This window comes from Falsiroseomonas frigidaquae (genome assembly GCF_012163145.1).
Taxonomy (GTDB): domain Bacteria; phylum Pseudomonadota; class Alphaproteobacteria; order Acetobacterales; family Acetobacteraceae; genus Falsiroseomonas; species Falsiroseomonas frigidaquae.
The window spans coordinates 208,529-228,334 of the sequence record NZ_JAAVTX010000004.1; the positions used below are offsets into that span (position 1 = coordinate 208,529).

Genomic DNA, 19,806 nt, shown 5'->3' on the forward strand with positions numbered 1-19,806 from the left:
GGGGGCAACGCGGCGGGGCGCGGCGGGTCCGTCGCTTCACGCAGGCTTCATGCCCCGGTAGGAACGATCGGGTAATGGCGGAAGGGCCTTGGGCATGGCGAAGTGGGTGCGGGTCGGCCCGGCGGTGGCGGAAGCGCATCCCTTGCACGGCATGGGTGGCTGGCTGCGCGTGCCGTCCTTCTTCCTGGCGCTGGCGGTGCTCGGCAGTCCCTTCCTGCTGGTCCGCGAATGGCGCCCGCCGGGCGCGCCCGATGCGCTGCTGCTGAACCTGGACCTGCTGCTTTCCATCGGCCTGACGCTGGCCGCCACCGTGCTGTGGTTCCGCCGCTGGCGGCATTTCCGCCCGGCCTACGTCTGGGTGTTCCTGGTGCTGGACAGCGCCCTGCAGCTCGCCGGCTTCCTCCTCGCCCCCGGCCTCCGCGGGGCGGCGGACCCGGCGGAGGCGGTGGCGGAAATGGTGGCCGGGCTGGCCTTCCTGCTGCCCCTGGCCATCGCCATGCAGCGCAGCCGCCGCTACCGTGTAACCTTCGAGCAGCGGCTGCGGGCGGAGGAGGCCGCCCTCACCCCACCGCCAACATCCCATTCGCCTGGGCTGCCGCCAGCGCCGTCATGTTGACGATGCCGCGCGCGGTGACGCTCGGCACCAGCACATGGATGGGCTTTGCCATGCCGAGTAGCATCGGCCCCACCTGAAGCCCCTCGCCCGCGGCCTTCAGCAGGTTGAAGCTGATATTGGCGGCGTCCAGGGTCGGCATCACCAGCAGGTTCGCCGCGTCGGTCAGCGGGCTGTCCGCCACCGCGCGGTCGCGGATCGCCTGCACCAGCGCGGCATCGGCGTGCATCTCGCCATCCACCTCGAAATCCGGCGCGCGGTCCCGCAGCAGGCGCAGCGCGTCGCGCATCTTGCGGGCGGAGGGCGCGCCGGAGGCGCCGAAGCTGGAATGCGACAGCAGCGCCGCCTTGGGCGTCAGGCCAAAGGCGCGGATCTGCTCGGCCGCCAGCAGGGTCATGTCCACGATCTGCGCCGCGGTCGGGTCCACCGTCAGGTGCGTATCGACGAAGAACAGATGGCCGTTCGGCACGATCAGCGCGGACAGCGCATAGACGCGTGCCACCTCCCCCCGCTTGCCGATCACGTCATAGGCGTGGTGCCAGTGGCGGAACCAGTCGCCGCTGCCGCCGCAGAGGCAGGCATCGGCCAGCCCCGCTTCCAGCAGCAGCGCGGCGGCGACGGTCGGGCGGTTGCCGACGCGGCGGGCGGCGGCGTCGGGCGGGATGCCCTTGCGGCCCACCTTCGCCTGGTACAGTGCCACCAGCTTGCCGAAGGTCTCGGCATCCGCGGCCGGGTCGAGCACGCGCACGGATTCAGAAAAATCCATCCGCAGCCCCATCGCGGTGCATTTCGCGGCGATCACATCGCGCCGGCCGATCAGGATGGGCTCGGCCAGGCCGTCATCCAGCACGGTCTGCACGGCGCGCAACACGCGCTCATCCTCGCCTTCGGCATAGACCACGCGGGACAGGCGCTTGCGCGCCGCCTCGAAGATCGGGCGCATCAGGTTGCCGGAGCGGAAGACGAAGCGCTCCAGTTCCTGCCGGTACTTCGGCATGTCGGTGATCGGGCGGCGCGCCACGCCGGACTCCATCGCCGCCTTCGCCACCGCCGGCGCGATCTCCAGGATCAGCCGCGGGTCGAAGGGTTTTGGAATGATATAGTCTGGCCCGAAGGTCGGCGCGGTGCCGCCATAGGCCGCCGCGACGACCTCGCTGGCCTCCATGCGCGCCAGCGCCGCGATGGCATCGGCGGCCGCGACCTTCATCTCCTCATTGATCGTGGTGGCGCCGACATCCAGCGCGCCGCGGAAGATGAAGGGGAAGCAGAGGACGTTGTTGACCTGGTTCGGGTAGTCCGTCCGCCCCGTCGCGACGATGGCATCCGGCCGCACCGCGCGCACGGCCTCGGGCAGGATCTCGGGCTCGGGATTGGCCAGCGCCAGCACCAGGGGGCGCGGCGCCAGCATGGGCAGCCATTCCGCCTTCAGGATGCGCGGCGCGGACAGGCCGAGGAACACATCGGCGCCGGGCAGCACCTGCTCCAGCGTCCGCGCCTCCGTCTCCTGCGCGTAGGCCGCCTTGTACGGGTCGGTGTTCGGGCGGCCCTTCCAGACCACGCCGTCAATGTCGCAGATGGTGACGTTGGCGCGGGTCAGCCCCATCGCCACCAGCAGGTCGAGGCAGGCGATCGCCGCCGCGCCGCCGCCGGTATTCACCACCTTCACATCGGCCAGCTTCTTGCCCTGCAGCAGCAGCCCGTTGCGCACGGCGGCGGCGACGATGATGGCGGTGCCGTGCTGGTCGTCATGGAACACCGGGATCTTCATGCGCGCGCGCAGCGCACGCTCGATCTCGAAGCACTCCGGCGCCTTGATGTCTTCCAGGTTGATGGCGCCGAAGCTCGGCTCCAGCGACGCCACGGCCTCGATGAATTTCTCCGGGTCGCGCTGCTCGATTTCCAGGTCGATGGAGTCGATGCCGGCGAATTTCTTGAAGAGGACGGCCTTGCCTTCCATCACCGGCTTCGAGGCCAGCGCGCCGATGGCACCGAGCCCCAGCACGGCGGTGCCGTTGGTGATGACCGCCACCATGTTGCCGCGCGCCGTGTAGTCCCAGGCGGCGTCGGGGTCCTTGGCGATTTCCTCACACGCGGCGGCGACGCCGGGGGAATAGGCCAGGCCGAGGTCACGCTGCGTCGCCATGCGCTTGGTCGGCTCGACGCTGAGCTTTCCCGGGCGCGGCAGCCGGTGATAGTCCAGCGCTGCCTTGCGAAAATCCTCGTCCATCGCCACCTCCGTGCCTTGCTATAGGCGATATCCGGCCGCGCCGCGACCCGCGCCGAAGCGGCGGCCGGTTGCGCTGGCAGCGCCGCGCGGCGGGGTGCTAGGCTGCCGCGGCACAAGGGTTTCAGGGTGATGATGAAGTCCGGCAAGGACGTGCTGTGGAGCCTCGATCTGTTCGCCAGCGGCGCGCCGCAGCGCGCACCGGCGATCAAGGGCCTGGCCACCGCCGAGGTGGCGGCCTTGCTGCCGCCCAGCCCCGAACAGGAAGGCGCCTATCTGCGCTATGGCCGCCCGGTGCTGCAGATCCTCGCCGCCTCCGAGGGCCACACCGCGCGGCTCGGCCAGATCCGCGACGTGCTGGCGGAACGCGACCCGGATTTCGATTTCGACGTGCTGCGCACCGCGATCAGCGAGCTGGAACGGCGCCAGGCGCTGCGCCTGGCGGAGCGCGACACGCGCGGCGGCGATCATCTCTATGGCCTGACCCGCGCCGGCCTGTTGCTGGCCGGCTGAAGGCGCCGCGCGGGGGAAAGCCGGGATGGCAGCTGCGCCGGGGAACGAGGCCGCGCCGAGCCGGCTGGACAGGCTGTGCAACGCGCCCGTCTGGTGGTCCATCGTCGCGCTGCTGGCCGTGGTGCTGGCGCTGCCATGGAGCCAGGATCGCCTTGCAGAGCGCGGCTGGCCGCCCGACACCTTCCTGTGGCGCTACCTGGCCGTCGCCGCGATCGGCGCCGTGGTGGGCTTTGCCGAACTGGTCTCCCGCTACCGCGACGAGCCCTGGATCGTCGCCGCCAGCCCGCCCGGGCTGACCTTCATCGGCGCCAATGCGGCCGCGGCGCTCGCCGCGCTCGGGGTGCTGGAATACTACCCGGAGGTCTTCGCCCCGCCGGCGGATGGGCTGACCCGCACGCTGCTGGCCGGCTTCGGCGCCATGCTGGTGCTGCGCTCCAAGCTGCTGACGTTGCGCCAGCCCGGCGGCACCGATGTGGAGGTCGGCCCCGCCTTCGTGGTGGACAGCCTGCTGACCGCGGTGAACCGCGACGTGGACCGCCGGCGCGCCGAACGCCGCATCGGCCTGGTCACCCGCATGGCACGGCGCTTCTCGGCGCACCCCTTCGAGCAGTCGGCGCCGCATCTGAAGGGCGCGCTGCTCGCCTTCCAGACAATGGATGCGGAGGAACGAACGCGGCTGTCCAACACCATCCGCACCATGCTGTCGGACCCCGAAATCGTCGCGCTGTCGAACGAAGTGAAATACGCGATGATCGGCTACGACTACCTGACCGCCTTCGGCGAGCAGACCTTCATCTGCGCCTTCGACGAGCTGGAGCGCTCGATCCTGGCGACCCCTGCCAGCCCGCCTGCGCCGGGCGGATAGGAAGAAATATTTTTTGTCGCAGCACCGGCAAAGCCGAATCCCCGGTACCACCAAGTGAAGTTGGCCGATTTCCGGGGCCGCGCAGCTTCCTCGGGAAATATCACGACTGTCACATGACAGCCGCGTGCCGGCTGATTTGCCTTTCGACATGCGGGCACGATCTAATGACAGCGACAGAGGCGATCGGCCCGGACCAATCCTGGCCACCCTCTGCGGACACAAACGTAGCAGGATCTCATGTCTTCCCGATGGGCCCGGCAGGCCCTCAACTACCGCCCGATTGCCAAGAACCGCCTGGACCTGGTCCAGACCATGGATCTGGATGCGGACCAGATCGAAGACTTCCTCGGGCCACTCCCTGACATTCTCGCCACCGTCCGCCGCGGCGCCTGGCATTCGTTGATCGGCATCGAGGCCGATGGCCGGCTGATCGGCTTCTACGTCGTCCACCCCGATCCGCGCGATGCCACCTGCTGGTGGCTGGGCTGGTTCATCCTGTCCCCTTCGCATCAGGGGCGCGGCCTCGGCCGGGCAATCCTGGCGCGCATCATGGCCGGACTCGCCGGCGTTCCGGCCTGCCGCCGGATGCGGCTGATCGTGGTGCCGGAGAATGCCGGCGCCCGCGCACTATACGCCAAGATGGGCTTCGGGCTGGTCGATACGCTGCCCGCCACGGGCGATCTGGTGATGGAATGCGCGCTGCGCCCGGGCAGCCCCGCCTGGGCTCCTGCCCGCGCCGCCACCGCCTGCCCGATCGCCACAAGGCGCGGCCGAAGGCGCATGCGGCTGCGGCCGCGCACCGGGCCGCATGCGGCGCGTGTCATCGGCGTGGAGCGCGGGCCGCCGGCGCATATGCTGGGGATGGGATCGGCGCCGCTGCGGGCGCAACCACCGGATCGCTGAGCCGGATCGCTCAGCCGGGGGTGGAGATGGTGCGGTCGAGAAGATTCGAACTTCCACGGGGTTGCCCCCACCAGCACCTCAAGCTGGCGCGTCTACCATTCCGCCACGACCGCATATCGGGTAGAGGCGCGCCTATAGCCGATGACAACGCACCCGACAACGCCCCTCCTTGGGCCCCTCGCCGCTTCTCCTGAATGGTCCATCGCACCGGGCCGCCTGCCCTATGCGCTGGCGCTGGAAACCATGGCCACCCGCGTCGCCGCCATCCGCGCCGGCACCGCGCCGGAGGCCGTCTGGCTGGTGGAGCATGAGCCGACCTACACCGCCGGCACCTCCGCGCGGCCGGAGGATCTGCTGGAGACCCGATTCCCCGCCGTGGCGGCGGGGCGCGGCGGGCAATGGACCTATCACGGCCCGGGCCAGCGCACCGGCTATGTGATGCTGGACCTGACGCGGGAGCACGGCACGGTGCGCGCGCGCGATGTGCGGGACTATGTGCGGGGCCTCGAGGAATGGCTGATCCGCGCGCTGGACCGCTTCAATATCCGCGGCGAGCGGCGGGATGGCCGAATCGGCATCTGGGTGGCCGACAAGGCGCGCGGGACGGAGGAAAAGATCGGCGCCATCGGCGTGCGCGTCACCCGCTGGGTGTCCTGGCACGGCGTAGCGCTGAACGTGGACCCGGACCTGTCCCATTTCGGCGGCATCGTGCCCTGCGGCATCGCCGAGCACGGCGTCACCAGCCTGCACAAGCTGGGCGTGCTGGCGACGATGGAGGAGGCGGATGCGGCGCTGATGTCGGCCTGGGTCGAAGTGTTCGGCTGATTCAGACCGGCCGGGGACCGGCCTAGATCCGCGCCGGGCGGCGGCGCGGCAGGGAGATCATCCGGTACACCGCCAGCCCCGCCGCCCAGGCAAGCCAGGCCAGCACAGGCCAGGCCAGCGCCATCCAGCCCGCCCGGGCACGTTCCGCTGCAATCTCATCCGTCATCGCCAGGAAGGCCGGCTCGGCCACCGCCGTCAGGCCATGCAGCGCGAGAGCAGCCTGCGCTGCCTCCGGCCGTGGGGTGGCGCGGAAGGCCTCCGTCAGGCGCGCCGGAAAGGTGGCGGCACAGGGGGTGGCCGCGCGGGTCTCGGCGCAGACCAGGAAGGCCGCCACCGGCTGGGCACGGTCCCAGCCCTGCGGCACCAGTGGCACGGCGAAGGCGGAAAGCTCTACCGGCGGGCCGGCGCTGCGCGGGATGCGGCTGCGCGCCTCGCCGGCCAGGTCGGCGCGGGCGGTGGCCTCGGGGAAGACCAGGCGCGTGGCCTCGGGCGCGGCCGATGCCTCCGCCACGCTGGCCAGCCGCGCCTCCACCCCGCCGCCGAGCCGCAGCCACAGCGCCGCCTCCGCCGCCACGCCGATGAAGCCGAACAGCGCCACCAGGCCGAGCGCCACGAAGGCCCCCGTGCGAAGGCGCAGTGCGAGCGCGACGCCCACCAGGAAGGCGCCGAGTCCGCCCAGGGCAATCGCGATGGGAAATGGCAGGGCCAGCACCAGCAGCGGCGCGGCCAGGCCGATGGCAACCATGGCCGCCAGGCCGATCATCAGCAGGCGCGGCAGCGCGCCCTCCTGGCCGGATGAAGCGGGCGACGCCATGCGGATCTTCCTTGGTTGCTTCCTGCCGCGCGCATCCTGGCATGGTGGCGACGCGCGGCAAGGCCGGCGGGCAGAGGATGTGGCCTGTTAGGGCCCGTCCTCCTCCACCTCCCACCCCTGCGCCAGGAATCGCGCCAGGGTGGGTTCGTGCTGGTCATCCGGGTAGGATTCCAGCACCTCGTCTTCCTCATCCAGCACCTCGGTGCCGGCCTCGGTGGTGACGATGACCCGCGTGGCCATCTCACCCTTCATCAGCACCGTTTCGCGCAAGGCGGAAGGCCTCAGCGCCCGCGGATGAAGGCGGGAGCAGCGCCGCCGTCGCGGAAATCACCCTCGCGCCAGTTGCGGTCCTTCTGGCCCGCGGCGGCCACGGCCGGACGACGCGCCGGCTGGTCGCCGGTGCGCGGCGCCGGGCCAGCATTGCCGCGCGGAGCACCCTGCTGGCCGCTGCGGCCACCGCCGCCACCACCACCACCACCGCCGTTGCGTCCGCGGGACGGGCTATTGCGGCCGCGGTTGCCGCCGGCCGGCTTCACCGCATCCGGACGCCCGCCGGTGCGATACATCGGCACGGAGACATCCTGGCGTTCGTCGGTCGCCGGGATGGAGATGCGGATCAGCTTCTCCACCGCCCACAGCTTCTCCCGCTCATCCGGCGCGCACATCGCGATGGCGATGCCGGATGCGCCGGCGCGCGCGGTGCGGCCGATGCGGTGGACATAGGCCTCGGGGGTGTCCGGCATGTCGTGCTGGATCACATGCGTCACGCCATCCACGTCGATGCCGCGGGCGGCAATGTCGGTGGCGACCAGCACCGGGGCGCGGTTCGACTTGAAGTCGGACAGCGCGCGTTCGCGCTGGCCCTGGGACTTGTTGCCATGGATGGCGTTGGCAGCGATGCCGTCGGCCTCCAGGTTCTTCACCACGCGGTCGGCGCCGTGCTTGGTGCGGGTGAAGATCAGCGCGCGGCCGACCCCCTCGCCCTTCAACAGCTCGGCCAGCTTGCCGCGCTTGCGGCCCTGCTCGATGACGACGAGCTTCTGGGTCACCCGTTCCGCGGTGGTGGCGACGGGCGCCACCTCGATGCGGATCGGGTCCTTCAGGATCTCGGCCGAAAGCTTCGCCACTTCCGCCGGCATGGTCGCCGAGAAGAACATGGTGTGGCGCTTGGACGGCAGCTTCGGCAGGATTTTCCGAATCGCGGGCCAGAAGCCCTTGTCCAGCATCTGGTCGGCTTCGTCCAAGACCAGCGCGTTCACCATGTCGAGGCGTGCGGAGCCCTCATCCATGTGGTCCTGCAGACGGCCCGGGGTGGCCACCAGGATGTCGATGCCGTTCGCCAGCGCGCGGCGCTGCGGGCCATGCGGCACGCCGCCGAAGATGACGAAGACGGACAGGCCCAGGTGGCGGCCGTAGTTCTTCAGGCTGTCGGCGATCTGGCTGGCCAGTTCGCGGGTCGGCGACAGAATCAGGGCGCGGCAGCCGCCACGCGGCGGGCGGCCCTTCGATTCGGCCAGCAGGTGCAGCAGGGGCAGGCCGAAGGCGGCGGTCTTGCCGGTGCCGGTCTGCGCGATGCCGAGGATGTCGCGCCCGGTCAGCGCATGCGGAATCGCATCGCGCTGGATCGGCGTCGGGGTGGTGTAGCCCTCTTCGGTCAGCGCCTGGAGAATGCGCGGAGAGAGGCCGAGTTCACTGAAGCTCATGAAATACAAAAATCCGGTCAGGCCGCCCGGCATCAGCGCGGGCGGTTGGGTGGCGGTGGGCCAACCCGCGTGCCGGGGCCGGTCCGATGTTGTCCGCAGAGCCACGCCTTTCGGGCGACGGCAGCGCCCCGGTCCGGGCCTCCAGGCGAAAGGTCATCCCCTCATGGGACAACCGCGCCGGGCCCGCTCACGCGGCCGGGGCGCGGCGGGCAATCACCCGCCGACGGGCGGAGAGATAGGGCAGAATCGCTCACCCGACAAGGAATTTCGGCAGTGCAGCATGAGGGTGGTCAGCCATCCGCCCGGCGGCTGAATCCGGCCTCCTCCGGCACCTCGGCCGGGGTCTCCGCGACCGCCCCGACGCGGGCGAGCAGTGGTCCGCGCTGGCAGGCGGCGATCATTGCCCGCACCTGCGCCGCATCACCGGCCACCAGCGCCTGCACACTGCGGTCCGGCCGGTTCCGCACCCAGCCACGCAGGCCGAGGCGCTGTGCCTCCCGCACCAGCCAGTCCCGGTAGCCGACACCCTGCACCCGGCCGCTGATGGCCAGCAGCCGGGCGATCATCCGGCCAGCCGCATCAGCCGGGCCGCCAGCGCCACATCCGCCGCGGCGGCGTTGCGGCGGATCACGCTGTCGGGATCGACGCCCCAGAACTCCTCCTGGAAGGCTTCCTCCAGCGTCGCCAGGCGATGCGCCTCGGCCGGCTCCAGGTGCAGCCCGGTCACCGCCAGGCCCAGCACGAGGCTGCCCAAGGCCGGCACCGCGATGCCCAGCGCCGCCAGGCCCAGAACGGAATGCCGCGCCACCGCCCGGTGCAGCGCCGCCAGGGCCTGGGGCGGCTGCGATACGGGCATGATGCCGGTGGTGACCCGCAGCGGCGCATCCAGCGCGCGCGCAGACCAGGTGAGCCAGGGGTCCCAGGCCTCCGCCTGCCGCGCCGCCAGCCGGCTGACCTCCGCCCGGTAGCAGAGCAGCTCCGTCTCGCCGTAGCGGGCGATGGCGGCGGCGGTGCCTTCCAGCGCCGGCCCGATGCGTTCCTCCGCGGTGCCGACCAGCCGGGTCAGCGGCACATCCTCCGGCCGCATCTCGCCATCCTTGGCGCCGCCGGCCGCCTGCCATTCCGCGGCCACGGCCTCGGCCAGGGGCGCCCCCTGGACGCGCAGCGGCGCGCCGCCCGGCAAGCGGACCGGCCGGCCATCCAGCAGGATGGCGAAGCCTTCCTCGGCAGGCACCGCCCGCGCCTCGTTCCAGAACCGCTTCACGCGCGCAATCCGGTCAACCCCGCGGCCTGCTCAGACCCGCAACCGCTCAGCGGCCGCGGGAGACCGCGGCGGAACGGGTACGCGCCGCCGGGCGGCTGCGCGCCGGCGCCGCACGCTCCGTGCAGGTCTCGGCATCGTGCGGGTTCAGCACGTTGCGCTCCATGGACATCTCGGCGAGCGCGCTCGCGTTGCTCTGCGACAGGGCCGCCTGGAACAGCGGCGTGATGTTCTGGCAGAAGCGCGAGCCCTGGCGGATGCCGTCCTGCGACTGCTCATTCGCCAGCGTCGTGATGTAGCCATCCAGCGCGCGCTGGCCCTGGGCACCGGCGGTGCGGCGGAAATGCGTGCGGATCGTGTTGTAGGCGCCGCCGAGGTCGCCCTGGAACTTGCGGACGAAGGCGTTGTAGTCGCCGTCCCGCTGGCAGGTGATGGCGGCGACCATCAGCTGGCTCTGCAGCGCGCGCAGCTCGAAGGCGGTGCGCTCACTGGCCTGCACGCAGGATTGGGCGATGGCGGGGCCGCCGATGGCCATGGCGGCGCCGGCGAGCAGAAGACGAACGGAAAACTTGCGGCGCATGGCGTGGGAACCTCCCCCTGGGACCCCCTGCCTGCCGCATCGGCCGGGCCGGCGCAACCAATGTTGCGCTGGCGCGATCGCGCGGCGGAGCCCCCCGGCCCCAGGCGTCCCGTAGCACGCCGTCTCTACAGCATCCCGCCGCGAAAAACAGCGGAGATTGCGCAGCCCTTCTTCACAAGATTCCAATCAGGTAGAGCACGATGATAATCGGGATTGGCAACCCGACCAGCCACAGCAGAACACCCTTCATGACCCGCTCCGTAAGGTTACGGAGACTGAACGCCGATTCAGGCCCTGCGTTTCATGCGCTGGAACCGGGCCAGTCCGGCCAAGCGGCGGTCGAGGAAGGCGGCGGTGGCGGCATGGCCCTCCGATTCATCCTGCAGCCAGAAGGCCAGCGTGGCGCCATAGATCGCGGCCAGCGTCGCGCGCCGGGTGTACCAGGAGAAATCCGCCGAGGTGTCGCCGGCCGCCGCCCACATCGAATCGGCGGTGCGCGCCACGGTGCGGGCGGCCGAGGCCAGGTTCCAGGGCAGCGATTGCAGCCCCAGCGCGCGGCGCACCGCCTCCCGCGCCGGCGCGGCCTGTTCCAGGCGGATCAGCACCAGGCGGCGGATGCGGCGGGGGATCTTCAGGCTTGCCAGATCCTCCGCCGCCGCCTGCGCCTCCATCTCCCGGTCCGCCAGGTCGCACCAGGCCTCCACCGCCTCAACCGGGCCGCGCGGGAACAGCCATTCCTGCTCCAGCGGGTCGCGGCCAAGGTCGGTGAGGCCGGCGGCGAGCGCAGCCTTGGTCCAGCCGAGCGCCGGCACATGCGGCAGGGCCGCCTTCAGCGCCTGGTCGCGTTCCTCGCTGCGTTCGATCACGATCCGGTCTCCTCGGCGGCCCGGCTCGCCTGCTGGGCGGCGCGGTGCAGGTCTTCATTGAAGCCGAAGCGGGACAGGTCCGGCATCCGCATCGGGTACAGGATGCCGTCCAGGTGGTCCGTCTCATGCTGGATCACCCGGGCGGGCAGGCCGGCGGCCTCCCCCTCCACCGGCCGGCCCTCGATATCCACGCCGCGGAAGCGGATGCGGCTGGCGCGCGGCACGGCGCCGCGCAGGCCGGGGATGGAAAGGCAGCCTTCCCAGCCTTCCTCCGTCTCCTCCCCCACCGGCTCGATCTCCGGGTTGATCAGCGCCAGGATATTGCCGGCGCCGCCGCGCCAGACGAAAAGCCGCAGCGGCACATGCACCTGCGGCGCGGCCAGGCCGAGGCCGGAGGCGTCCTCCATGGTCTCCGCCATGTCGGCCACCAGGCGGCGGATCTCCGGCGCGGTGGGGTCCGCCACGGGATCGGCCGGGCGGATCAGGACGGGGTGGCCCATGCGGGCGATCTTCAGAAGGGCCATGGCGGCGGAAGGGTCCGGCAGATGTGCCCCATAGGTAATGCATGAAGCGGGCTGCGGGAGGGCCTTTCGCATTCCCCGAATCCTGTGCTAAGGCTCCGCTCCTCGCGTTTGCCGGTTCGGGTCATCTCCCGGATCAGCTGGCGCGCATCCGCTTTTCCGATTCTCATTCATCCGAACCAGGAGGTTCCATCGCGTGCAGGTCGTCGTCCGCGACAATAACATCGACCAGGCCCTGAAGGCGCTGAAGAAGAAGCTTCAGCGTGAGGGTGTGTTCCGTGAAATGAAGCTCCGTCGCCATTACGAGAAGCCGTCCGAGCGCCGCGCCCGTGAGGCTGCGGAGGCTGTTCGCCGCGCCCGGAAGGTGGAGCGCAAGCGGCTGGAGCGGGAAGGCTTCTGATTTCGTCCCGGCACCGGGCCTCAACCCGCTGCCAGGACACGAAGCTGCCTCCCCCATTGCCCGTCCTCCCCGGCGGGCCGTCATCCTGACGAGCCGAAATACCGCGGTGCGGAAACCTCCGCCAGCCGCGGTTTCGTGCTGTCCGGAGTCTTTCCGCGCCGCATGGAAACGCGTCTAATCCCCGCTTGCGGCGGGAGATTGGCAGTATGGACGGGTTCGGGGATCTGGAACAGGCGTTGCTCGCCCGGGCGAAGCGCGTCCTGCCTGCCGGCGGCTTTGGCAATTTCCCGCCCGAGGTGATCCTGCGCGAAGGCCGCGGCGGCCGGGTGTGGGATGTCGCCGGGCGGGAATACGTGGACTACCTGCTCGGCTCCGGCCCGATGTTCATCGGCCATTGCCACCCGGAAGTGACCGAGGTGGTGCAGCAGCAGATCACCCGCGGCACCACCTTCTTCACCAACAACGAGCATGGCATCGCACTCGCCGAGGCGATCGTGGAGGCGGTGCCCTGCGCCGAGCAACTCCGCTTCGTCGGCTCGGGCACGGAGGCGGATCTCTATGCCATGCGCCTCGCCCGCGCCTTCCGCGGCCGCGACAAGATCCTGAAATTCGAGGGCGGCTACCACGGCATGAGCGACCATGGCCTGATGAGCCTGGCGCCGAAGCACCTGGCCAATTTCCCCCGCCCCGTCCCCGATTCGGCAGGCATTCCGAAATCGGTCGCCGATGACGTGCTGGTCGCCCCCTTCAACGACCTGGAGGCGGTGACGCGGCTGGTCGAGCAGCAGGGCGAGGAGATCGCCGGCATCATCGTGGAACCACTGCAGCGCCTGATCCCGCCCGCCCCGGGCTTCCTTAAGGGGCTGCGCGACCTCTGCACGAAACACGGGCTGGTGCTGATCTTCGACGAGGTCGTCACCGGCTTCCGCTTCGCCTATGGCGGCGCGCAGGAATATTACGGCGTGACCCCCGACCTCTGCACCCTAGGCAAGACCATCGGCGGCGGCTTGCCGCTGGCGGCGGTGGCGGGGCGGGCCGACATCATGGCGCATTTCGACCGCGCGCTGGTCGGCGATGCCGGCTTCCTGATGCAGGTGGGCACGCTGTCCGGCAACCCGGTGGCGGCGGTCGCCGGGCTGAAGACGCTGGAGATCCTGCGCCGCCCCGGCGCCTATGAGGGCGTCTTCGCCACCGGCCGCGCGCTGATGCAAGGCATGGCCGCGCAGATCGCCCGAGCCGGCCTGCCGGCCCAGGTGGTCGGCGAGCCGCCACTGTTCGACGTGGTGTTCACCGCCGGCGAGGTGCGCGACTACCGCGCCACGCTGCGCGCCGACCGTGCCACCCAGGCGCATGTGAACCAGGTTCTGCGCGCCGGCGGCATCCTGAAGGGCGACAGCAAGTACTATGTCTCCACCGCGCATGAGCCGCGCGACGTGGACCAGACGATGGAGGCCTTCACGAAGGCGATGGCGACGCTGCCGTAGGGCTGAGGCGTCCTCAGATCCAGCCGACCGCCGCCGCCAGGTTGCGCAGCGACAGCAGCATGATCACCACTCCGACCAGCAGCATCAGCTTCCGGGCCGGCAGGTGGCGTGCAATCAGGGCGGCGAAGGGCGCGGCCAGCACCCCGCCCAGCACCAGCCCGAGGATCGCCTGCCACAGTTCCAGCCCGATCGCGCTGAAGAAGGCGATGGTGATGGCGAGGGCGACGAAGAACTCAGCCGCATTGGTCGAGCCGATGGCGATGCGCGGCACGTCGCCGCGCCCGATCAGGGTGGAGGTGACGATAGGACCCCAGCCGCCTCCCCCCGCCGCATCCAGGAAGCCGCCGGCAAGCCCGAGCAGCGTCACCGGCCGCCCCGGCCGGGATTGCGGCGGACGCAGCGCGCGCCACAGGATCAGCCCGCCCATGCCGAGCAGATAGGCGCTGACCAGAGGCCGGATGATCTGCATCGGCAGCGCCGAGGCCAGCAGCGCCCCGGCGATTCCGCCGGCGATGCCCGGCAGCGCCAGCCGCGCCAGCAGCCGCGCATCGACATTCTTCAGCCGCCAGTGGGCAAAGCCGGAGGCGCCGGTGGTGAAGATCTCCGCCGCATGCACGCTGGCACTGGCAACCGCCGGATGGGTGCCGAGCGAGACCAGTACGCTGGTCGCGGTCAGCCCGTAGGCCATGCCGATGGCGCCATCGATGACCTGCGCCAGGAACCCGACCGCCGTGAAAAGCAGGATCTCATCCATGCCGACCCCTGTGCTGGTGCGGGCATTTCCTCCGGCCGCACCGCGGCGGCCGGAGGAGGAACAGGACTACTTCTGCAGGCTCTGCACGATCTGCTGCGTGACCTTCTTGGCGTCACCGAACAGCATCATGGTGTTGGGGCGGAAGAACAGTTCGTTGTCCACGCCGGCATAGCCGCTGGCCATGCCGCGCTTGACGAAGAACACGGTCTTGGCGCGCTCCACATCCAGGATCGGCATGCCGTAGATGGCGCTGGTCTTGTCCGTCTTCGCCGCCGGGTTGGTCACGTCGTTCGCACCGATGACATAGGCCACATCGGCATCGGCGAATTCGGCGTTGATCTCCTCCAGCTCATGCACCTCGTCATAGGGCACGTTCGCCTCGGCCAGCAGCACGTTCATATGGCCGGGCATGCGGCCGGCGACGGGGTGGATGGCGTAGGAGATCTCGGCGCCTTCCTTCTTCAGCAGGTCGGCCATCTCCCGCACCACCTGCTGCGCCTGCGCCACCGCCATGCCGTAGCCCGGCACGATGATGATCTTCTGGGCGTTCTTCATGATATAGGCGGCGTCCTCGGGCGAGCCCGCCTTCACCGGCGCACGGTCCGCGGTGCCCGCGCCCGGGCCGGCGGCCGCACCGCTGTCACTGCCGAAGCCGCCCAGCAGCACGTTGATGATGCTGCGGTTCATGCCCTTGCACATGATGTAGGACAGGATCGCACCCGAGGCGCCGACCAGCGCGCCGGTGACGATCAGCAGCAGGTTGCCGATGGTGAAGCCGATGCCCGCCGCCGCCCAGCCGGAATAGCTGTTCAGCATGGAGACAACCACGGGCATGTCGGCGCCGCCGATCGGGATGATCAGCAGGAAGCCGAGCGCGAAGGACAGCAGCGCGATCAGCCAGAACAGGATCGGCGACCCGGTCGCGACGAAGGCGATCACCAGCACCAGCAGCAGCGCACCCAGCGCCGCGTTCAGCATGTGCTGGCCCTTGAACAGGATCGGCGAGCCGGACATGCGGCCGTCCAGCTTGGCGAAGGCGATGACGGACCCGGAGAAGGTGATGGCACCGATCGCCAGGCCCAGCGACATCTCGACCAGCGAGGCCGCCTTGATGTTGCCGGCATAGCCGATGCCGAAGCTCTCCGGCGAGTAGAAGGCCGCCGCCGCCACGAACACCGCCGCCATGCCGACCAGGGAGTGGAAGGCGGCGACCAGCTGCGGCAGGGACGTCATCTGGATCCGCTGCGCCAGCAGCGTGCCGATGGTGCCGCCGATGGCGAGGCCGGCCAGCACCAGCACGATGCCGCCCGCGCCCATGCCCGGCTTCAGCAGGGTCGCCGCGATGGCGATGCCCATGCCGACCATGCCGTACAGATTGCCCTGGCGGCTGGTCTCGGGGTTGGAAAGCCCCCGCAGCGCCATGATGAACAGGACCGACGCGACCAGGTAGGCCAGCGTCGAAAGGGTCTGTGCCATCGGCTCAGCTCCCCTTCTTCTTGAACATCGCGAGCATTCTCCGGGTCACCATGAAGCCACCAAAAATGTTCACGGAGGCCAGGGTCACGGCGATGAAGCCGAAGGCCTTCGCGGCCCAGCTATCGGCCAGCCCGGTCGCCAGGATGGCGCCCACCACGATGACGGAGGAGATGGCGTTGGTGACGCCCATCAGCGGCGAATGCAGCGCCGGGGTCACGTTCCACACCACGTAGTAGCCGACGAAGCAGGCCATCAGGAAGATGGTCAGCAGCAGCAGGAAGGGCTCGGCCGCGGCGGCGATGGGGGCCGCGGTCTCGGCGAGCTGCCGCGCATGCTCGGCGAGCAGCGCGGCGCGGTCGGAGATCGAGGCGGCCTCGACGGCGATCTGTTGCGGGTTCATGCGGCGATCTCCTCAGGCGGCCGGGAGCGAGGCGTGCACCACGGCACCGCCGCGGGTCAGCTGCACGCCCTTCACGATGTCATCATCCTCGGCCAGCACCGGCTTCTTCGCTTCCTTGTCCCAGAAGGTGGTCAGGAAGGTCAGCAGGTTGCGCGCATAAAGCGCGGAGGAGGCGCCGGAAATCCGGCCCGGCCAGTTGCGGTAGCCCAGGATCTTCACGCCATTGCCCGTCACCGTCATCTCGCCGGGGACGGTCGCCGCGCAATTGCCGCCAGCTTCCGCGGCCAGATCGACGATTATGCTGCCGGGCTTCATGGAAGCAACCATCGCCTCGTTCACCAGGATCGGCGCCTTGCGGCCCTGCACCAGCGCGGTGCAGACGACGATGTCCTGCTTGGCGATGTGGGCCGCGACCACTTCCGCCTGCTTGGCGTAGAATTCGGCCGAGAGCTGCTTCGCGTAGCCGCCCGCGGTCTGCGCGGCCTTGCTCTCCTCGTCCTCGTAGCCGACGAAGGTGGCGCCGAGGGACTTGATCTCCTCCTTCGCCGCCGGCCGCACATCGGTGGCGGAGACGCGGCCGCCGAGGCGCCGCGCGGTGGCGATGGCCTGCAGCCCGGCGACACCGGCGCCCATGACGAAGACATTGGCGGCCGGGATGGTGCCGGCGGCGGTCATCAGCATGGGGAAGCCGCGGTCGAAGGCGCCCGCCGCCTCCACCACCGCGCGGTAGCCCGCCAGATTGGCCTGGGAGGACAGCACGTCCATCGACTGGGCCCGGGTGATGCGCGGCAGCAATTCCATGCTGCACGCCTCGATGCCGAGCTGGGCGTAGGTCTCCGCCACGGCGCGGCTTGCACCGAGCGTGCCGACCAAAATGGCGCCGCGCGGGATCAGGGCGAGTTCATCGACCTCCCCCTCCCGGGCGCCGAGCGGCGCCCGCACCTTCAGCACCAGCCCGGCATTGGCCAGGGCGGCGGCCGCATCGGGCGCCACCTCCGCGCCAGCCTCGGCATAGTGGCTGTCCGGAAAACCCGAAGTGAGGCCGGCGCCGGTTTCCACGGCGACGGTGCAGCCCAGGGCGATGAGCTTCTTCGCCGTCTCCGGCGTCGCGGCGACCCGCGTTTCCGCCCCTCGCCGCTCGCGCAATACCGCAACGCGCATCAATTAGGACTCCCCGATTGCTTCGGTGCCGAAGTCGGCGCCATATGAAGGTGAGTTGCAAGTCTTGCAAGGACGCCATGTTCCGGGAGGGGACGGATCGCCCCCGGAACGGGGATTGCGGCCCGTCCGATCGGCGCCCATCCTGCCCGCATGCTGCTGCGCGATCTTCCCGATGGCTCCGCCCTGGCGATCAGCCAGCCGATGCATGCGCTGGTCTCCGGCCAGCTCGCCCGCGCCTGGGGCGCACCCGGCTTCGCCGCCCTCGATCCCTTCGAGGATGTCGCCACCGCCTGCGCCCAGCACGATGTCGCCTGGATGGGATGGGAGGCAGCCCCGACGCTGGACCCGGCGACGGGCCGGCCACACATCTTCCGCACCGTCGGCGCCCGGACCCACGCGCCGATGTGGGCGGCCGGCGTGGCGCTGGCGCTGTCGAATTGGGGGCCCTGGGTGGCGCTGCTGGTCAGCCGCCATGGCAGCCTGATCTATGGCCTTTATGCCGATCGCCACCAGCTCGACCAGGCGGATGCCGAGGCGGTCGATCGCTACCTGGCGGAGCAGGAGGTGGTGCAGCGTGACCTCGCCGCGCAGCTCGGCGCCACCCCGGCGCAGGTCGAGGCGGCCGGCGCCCTGGTCGCCGTGACGGATGCGCTGAGCCTGGCCGTCTGTGGCGGGGTGGAGACCATCGGCGGCGTTGGCACCGCGCCGATGGCGGATGGCAGCCGGGTGAAGCTGGCGCTGCAGGAAGGCGCCGGCGTGCTGAGCGTCGCGCCCTGGCCCTTCCGGCTGGCCGAGGTGACGCTGGAATGGCGTGCCCGCCGGCTGCCGCCGGGCGCCCATTGGACCGATGAGGCGGCGATGCGCGCGGACCTCGCAGCCGCCCCCGTACAGGCGCTTTCTGCACGGCTGGTGCCGGGCTGAAACGGGCCCCGGGGTGCGGGGCCGCGGCAGACCGGCTATGCTGGGTGCCGATCAACCCGACTGAGGATCCCCCCGCATGACCTTCCCCGGCCTTTCCCGCCGAAGCCTGCTCGGCGCTGCCGCGACGCTGCCCCTGGCCTCCAGCCTGGCCGCCCCCGCCCTGGCGCAGGAGAGCTGGCCGCAGCGGCCGGTCCGCATCGTCGTTCCCTTCGCGCCCGGCGGCGCGGTGGACATCACCGCGCGGCTGCTGGCGGAACGGCTGCAGCCGATCCTCGGCCAGACCATCACGGTGGACAATCGCGGCGGCGCTGGCGGCAATATCGGCGGCGACGTGGTCGCGAAGGCGCCGAAGGATGGCTACACGGTGCTGCTCGGCACCGCGACCATCCTGGCGGCCAACAAGTTCCTGTTCCGCCGCTCCATGCCCTTCGACCCGATCCGCGACCTGACCCCGGTGACGCGCGTGACCACGGGCACGGTGCTGCTGGTGGTGAACGCCAACAAGCCCTGGCGCAGCTTCGCGGAGCTGGTGGCCGCGGCGAAGCGCGATCGGGGCGCGATCACCATGGGCTCCTCCGGCGCCGGCACGGTCAGCCACCTGACCCTGGCGCGGATCAATGCGGCGGCGGGGATGGAGATCACCCATGTGCCGTACCGGGGCGGCGGCCCCGCCATTGCGGACCTGCTGGCCGGCAACATCGACATGATGTTCGACGTGATCCCGGCGCTGATGCCGCATGTGCGGGAAGGCCGTTTCCGGGCGCTGGCGGTGGGCTCCGCCGAGCGCGTGACCTATGTGCCGGAACTGCGCGAGGTGCCGAGCATGAAGGCGCTGTTCCCGAACCAGGGCATCGACATGCAGAGCTGGTACGCCGTGAACGCTCCTTCCGGCACGCCGGAAGCGGCGGTCAACCGGCTGCATGCCGCGCTGGTGCAGATCGCCCGGTCGGACGACTTCAAGCAGCGGATGGAGCCGCTGGGCTTCACCCCGGTCTGGGACGAGAGCCCCGCCGCCTATGGCCGCTACCTGCAGGCGCAGGAGCAGTTCTGGAAGGGCCTGGTCGAGGCTTCCGGCGCCACGCTGGACTGATGCCCCGGCCCCGCGCGCCGCAGTTCAGCGACGCGCGGGCGCCAGGCTGACGATGTAGGCGGCCAGATTGGCCTGCTCCTCCGGCGCAAGCTGGAAGGGCGGCATCCGGGGATGTGGTGCAGCGAGGAAGACCCCGACCGCTTCCCGGCTCGGCCGGCCGGCGGCCAGCAGCACGAAGCTCGGCACGCCGCTGCGCCGGACGGGCTGGGCGGTCGGCGCCACGTCGTGGCAGCCACCGCAATGGGCATCCGCCGTCCAGTGGCCCCGCGCCACGGCATCGCCACCGCCGCCCTGCTGCCAGGCGAGGATGCTGATGGCCAGCGCGGCGACCACGATTCCGGCAAGCACGCCGATGCGCCGGGACTGGCGCGCGGCGCGTGTGGCTTCCGACATGATGAGAACCCCCGAGAAGCTGCCGACCAGCCCGCCGCC

23 protein-coding genes and 1 tRNA gene are annotated in these 19,806 nt (G+C 70.6%); 9 read left to right on the forward strand and 15 right to left on the reverse strand.

Translation table 11 applies throughout. The features are described 5' to 3' along the window. Positions 1-94: 94 nt before the first annotated feature. Positions 95-616 (forward strand): hypothetical protein, encoded by a 522-nt coding sequence (locus HB662_RS13535; protein WP_168050348.1) that lies wholly within the window; start codon positions 95-97, stop codon positions 614-616. Here HB662_RS13535 and HB662_RS13540 read toward each other — a convergent pair. Further along, positions 561-2,840, reverse strand: coding sequence for an NADP-dependent malic enzyme (locus HB662_RS13540; RefSeq protein WP_168050349.1), 2,280 nt, complete (start codon positions 2,838-2,840; stop codon positions 561-563). The two genes, HB662_RS13535 and HB662_RS13540, sit on opposite strands and share 56 nt — an antisense overlap. 129 nt (positions 2,841-2,969) lie before the next feature. On the opposite strand from HB662_RS13540, the gene HB662_RS13545 reads away from it, so the two are divergent. The 3 genes from HB662_RS13545 to HB662_RS13555 all read left to right on the forward strand — a co-directional run bounded on the left by HB662_RS13545 (position 2,970) and on the right by HB662_RS13555 (position 5,118). Then, positions 2,970-3,350 carry a hypothetical protein gene (locus HB662_RS13545; RefSeq protein ID WP_168050350.1) on the forward strand — a complete coding sequence of 127 codons (381 nt, stop codon included), beginning with the start codon at positions 2,970-2,972 and terminating at the stop codon, positions 3,348-3,350. A gap of 25 nt (positions 3,351-3,375) precedes the next feature. Then, complete coding sequence (locus HB662_RS13550; RefSeq protein ID WP_168050351.1) at positions 3,376-4,215, forward strand: hypothetical protein; 840 nt, start codon at positions 3,376-3,378, stop codon at positions 4,213-4,215. 237 nt (positions 4,216-4,452) lie between these two features. Next, the gene (locus tag HB662_RS13555; RefSeq protein WP_168050352.1) at positions 4,453-5,118 is read left to right on the forward strand and encodes a GNAT family N-acetyltransferase; all 666 of its coding nucleotides are present in this window, start codon (positions 4,453-4,455) and stop codon (positions 5,116-5,118) included. A 27-nt stretch (positions 5,119-5,145) separates the two neighbouring features. On the opposite strand, the gene HB662_RS13560 is transcribed toward HB662_RS13555, so the two are convergent. Continuing rightward, positions 5,146-5,231 (reverse strand) — tRNA-Leu (locus HB662_RS13560). 28 nt (positions 5,232-5,259) lie between these two features. Here HB662_RS13560 and lipB point away from each other — a divergent pair. Next, positions 5,260-5,943 carry a lipoyl(octanoyl) transferase LipB gene (lipB, locus tag HB662_RS13565; protein WP_168050353.1) on the forward strand — a complete coding sequence of 228 codons (684 nt, stop codon included), beginning with the start codon at positions 5,260-5,262 and terminating at the stop codon, positions 5,941-5,943. Positions 5,944-5,965: 22 nt separating this feature from the next. Here lipB and HB662_RS13570 read toward each other — a convergent pair whose 3' ends face one another. The 8 genes from HB662_RS13570 to def all read right to left on the reverse strand — a co-directional run bounded on the left by HB662_RS13570 (position 5,966) and on the right by def (position 11,691). Next, positions 5,966-6,757 carry a hypothetical protein gene (locus HB662_RS13570; protein ID WP_168050354.1) on the reverse strand — a complete coding sequence of 264 codons (792 nt, stop codon included), beginning with the start codon at positions 6,755-6,757 and terminating at the stop codon, positions 5,966-5,968. Positions 6,758-6,844: 87 nt separating this feature from the next. Continuing rightward, on the reverse strand, positions 6,845-7,009 hold the full coding sequence (locus HB662_RS13575) for a hypothetical protein (protein WP_168050355.1): 165 nt from the start codon (positions 7,007-7,009) through the stop codon (positions 6,845-6,847). 29 nt (positions 7,010-7,038) lie between these two features. After that, a complete protein-coding gene (locus tag HB662_RS13580; RefSeq protein ID WP_168050356.1) occupies positions 7,039-8,460 on the reverse strand; it encodes a DEAD/DEAH box helicase in 1,422 nt (473 codons plus the stop codon). A 290-nt stretch (positions 8,461-8,750) separates the two neighbouring features. Beyond that, positions 8,751-9,026 carry an acylphosphatase gene (locus tag HB662_RS13585; protein WP_168050357.1) on the reverse strand — a complete coding sequence of 92 codons (276 nt, stop codon included), beginning with the start codon at positions 9,024-9,026 and terminating at the stop codon, positions 8,751-8,753. Further along, positions 9,023-9,724: an ATP12 family protein gene (locus HB662_RS13590; RefSeq protein WP_168050358.1), complete on the reverse strand. Its 702-nt coding sequence runs from the start codon at positions 9,722-9,724 to the stop codon at positions 9,023-9,025. Before HB662_RS13590 ends, HB662_RS13585 begins: the two co-directional genes overlap by 4 nt. A gap of 46 nt (positions 9,725-9,770) precedes the next feature. After that, positions 9,771-10,301: a hypothetical protein gene (locus HB662_RS13595; protein WP_168050359.1), complete on the reverse strand. Its 531-nt coding sequence runs from the start codon at positions 10,299-10,301 to the stop codon at positions 9,771-9,773. Between the two features lie 287 nt (positions 10,302-10,588). Then, entirely contained in the window at positions 10,589-11,167 is a 579-nt protein-coding gene (locus tag HB662_RS13600) for a COQ9 family protein (RefSeq protein WP_342449508.1), read from the reverse strand. Next, positions 11,164-11,691, reverse strand: a complete 528-nt coding sequence (gene def / locus HB662_RS13605; RefSeq protein WP_168050360.1) for a peptide deformylase — start codon at positions 11,689-11,691, stop codon at positions 11,164-11,166. Before def ends, HB662_RS13600 begins: the two co-directional genes overlap by 4 nt. 193 nt (positions 11,692-11,884) lie before the next feature. Here def and rpsU point away from each other — a divergent pair, with 193 nt between their 5' ends. Together rpsU and HB662_RS13615 are read left to right on the forward strand one after the other, a co-directional pair. Continuing rightward, entirely contained in the window at positions 11,885-12,088 is a 204-nt protein-coding gene (rpsU, locus tag HB662_RS13610) for a 30S ribosomal protein S21 (protein ID WP_007006360.1), read from the forward strand. 206 nt (positions 12,089-12,294) lie between these two features. Next, the gene (locus HB662_RS13615; protein WP_168050361.1) at positions 12,295-13,572 is read left to right on the forward strand and encodes an aspartate aminotransferase family protein; all 1,278 of its coding nucleotides are present in this window, start codon (positions 12,295-12,297) and stop codon (positions 13,570-13,572) included. A gap of 13 nt (positions 13,573-13,585) precedes the next feature. On the opposite strand, the gene HB662_RS13620 is transcribed toward HB662_RS13615, so the two are convergent. The 4 genes from HB662_RS13620 to HB662_RS13635 all read right to left on the reverse strand — a co-directional run bounded on the left by HB662_RS13620 (position 13,586) and on the right by HB662_RS13635 (position 17,363). After that, complete coding sequence (locus HB662_RS13620; RefSeq protein ID WP_168050362.1) at positions 13,586-14,326, reverse strand: sulfite exporter TauE/SafE family protein; 741 nt, start codon at positions 14,324-14,326, stop codon at positions 13,586-13,588. A 66-nt stretch (positions 14,327-14,392) separates the two neighbouring features. Next, positions 14,393-15,802, reverse strand: a complete 1,410-nt coding sequence (locus HB662_RS13625; RefSeq protein WP_168050363.1) for an NAD(P)(+) transhydrogenase (Re/Si-specific) subunit beta — start codon at positions 15,800-15,802, stop codon at positions 14,393-14,395. Positions 15,803-15,806: 4 nt separating this feature from the next. Continuing rightward, complete coding sequence (locus HB662_RS13630; protein WP_168050364.1) at positions 15,807-16,202, reverse strand: NAD(P) transhydrogenase subunit alpha; 396 nt, start codon at positions 16,200-16,202, stop codon at positions 15,807-15,809. A 12-nt stretch (positions 16,203-16,214) separates the two neighbouring features. Continuing rightward, on the reverse strand, positions 16,215-17,363 hold the full coding sequence (locus HB662_RS13635) for a Re/Si-specific NAD(P)(+) transhydrogenase subunit alpha (RefSeq protein ID WP_171970247.1): 1,149 nt from the start codon (positions 17,361-17,363) through the stop codon (positions 16,215-16,217). 150 nt (positions 17,364-17,513) lie between these two features. On the opposite strand from HB662_RS13635, the gene HB662_RS13640 reads away from it, so the two are divergent. Together HB662_RS13640 and HB662_RS13645 are read left to right on the forward strand one after the other, a co-directional pair. Beyond that, entirely contained in the window at positions 17,514-18,284 is a 771-nt protein-coding gene (locus HB662_RS13640; RefSeq protein ID WP_168050366.1) for a DUF3891 family protein, read from the forward strand. 76 nt (positions 18,285-18,360) lie between these two features. Further along, positions 18,361-19,374 (forward strand): Bug family tripartite tricarboxylate transporter substrate binding protein, encoded by a 1,014-nt coding sequence (locus HB662_RS13645; protein WP_168050367.1) that lies wholly within the window; start codon positions 18,361-18,363, stop codon positions 19,372-19,374. A 24-nt stretch (positions 19,375-19,398) separates the two neighbouring features. Here the strand turns inward: HB662_RS13645 and HB662_RS13650 are convergent, their stop codons facing one another. Beyond that, entirely contained in the window at positions 19,399-19,767 is a 369-nt protein-coding gene (locus HB662_RS13650) for a c-type cytochrome (RefSeq protein ID WP_168050368.1), read from the reverse strand. Positions 19,768-19,806: the final 39 nt, after the last annotated feature.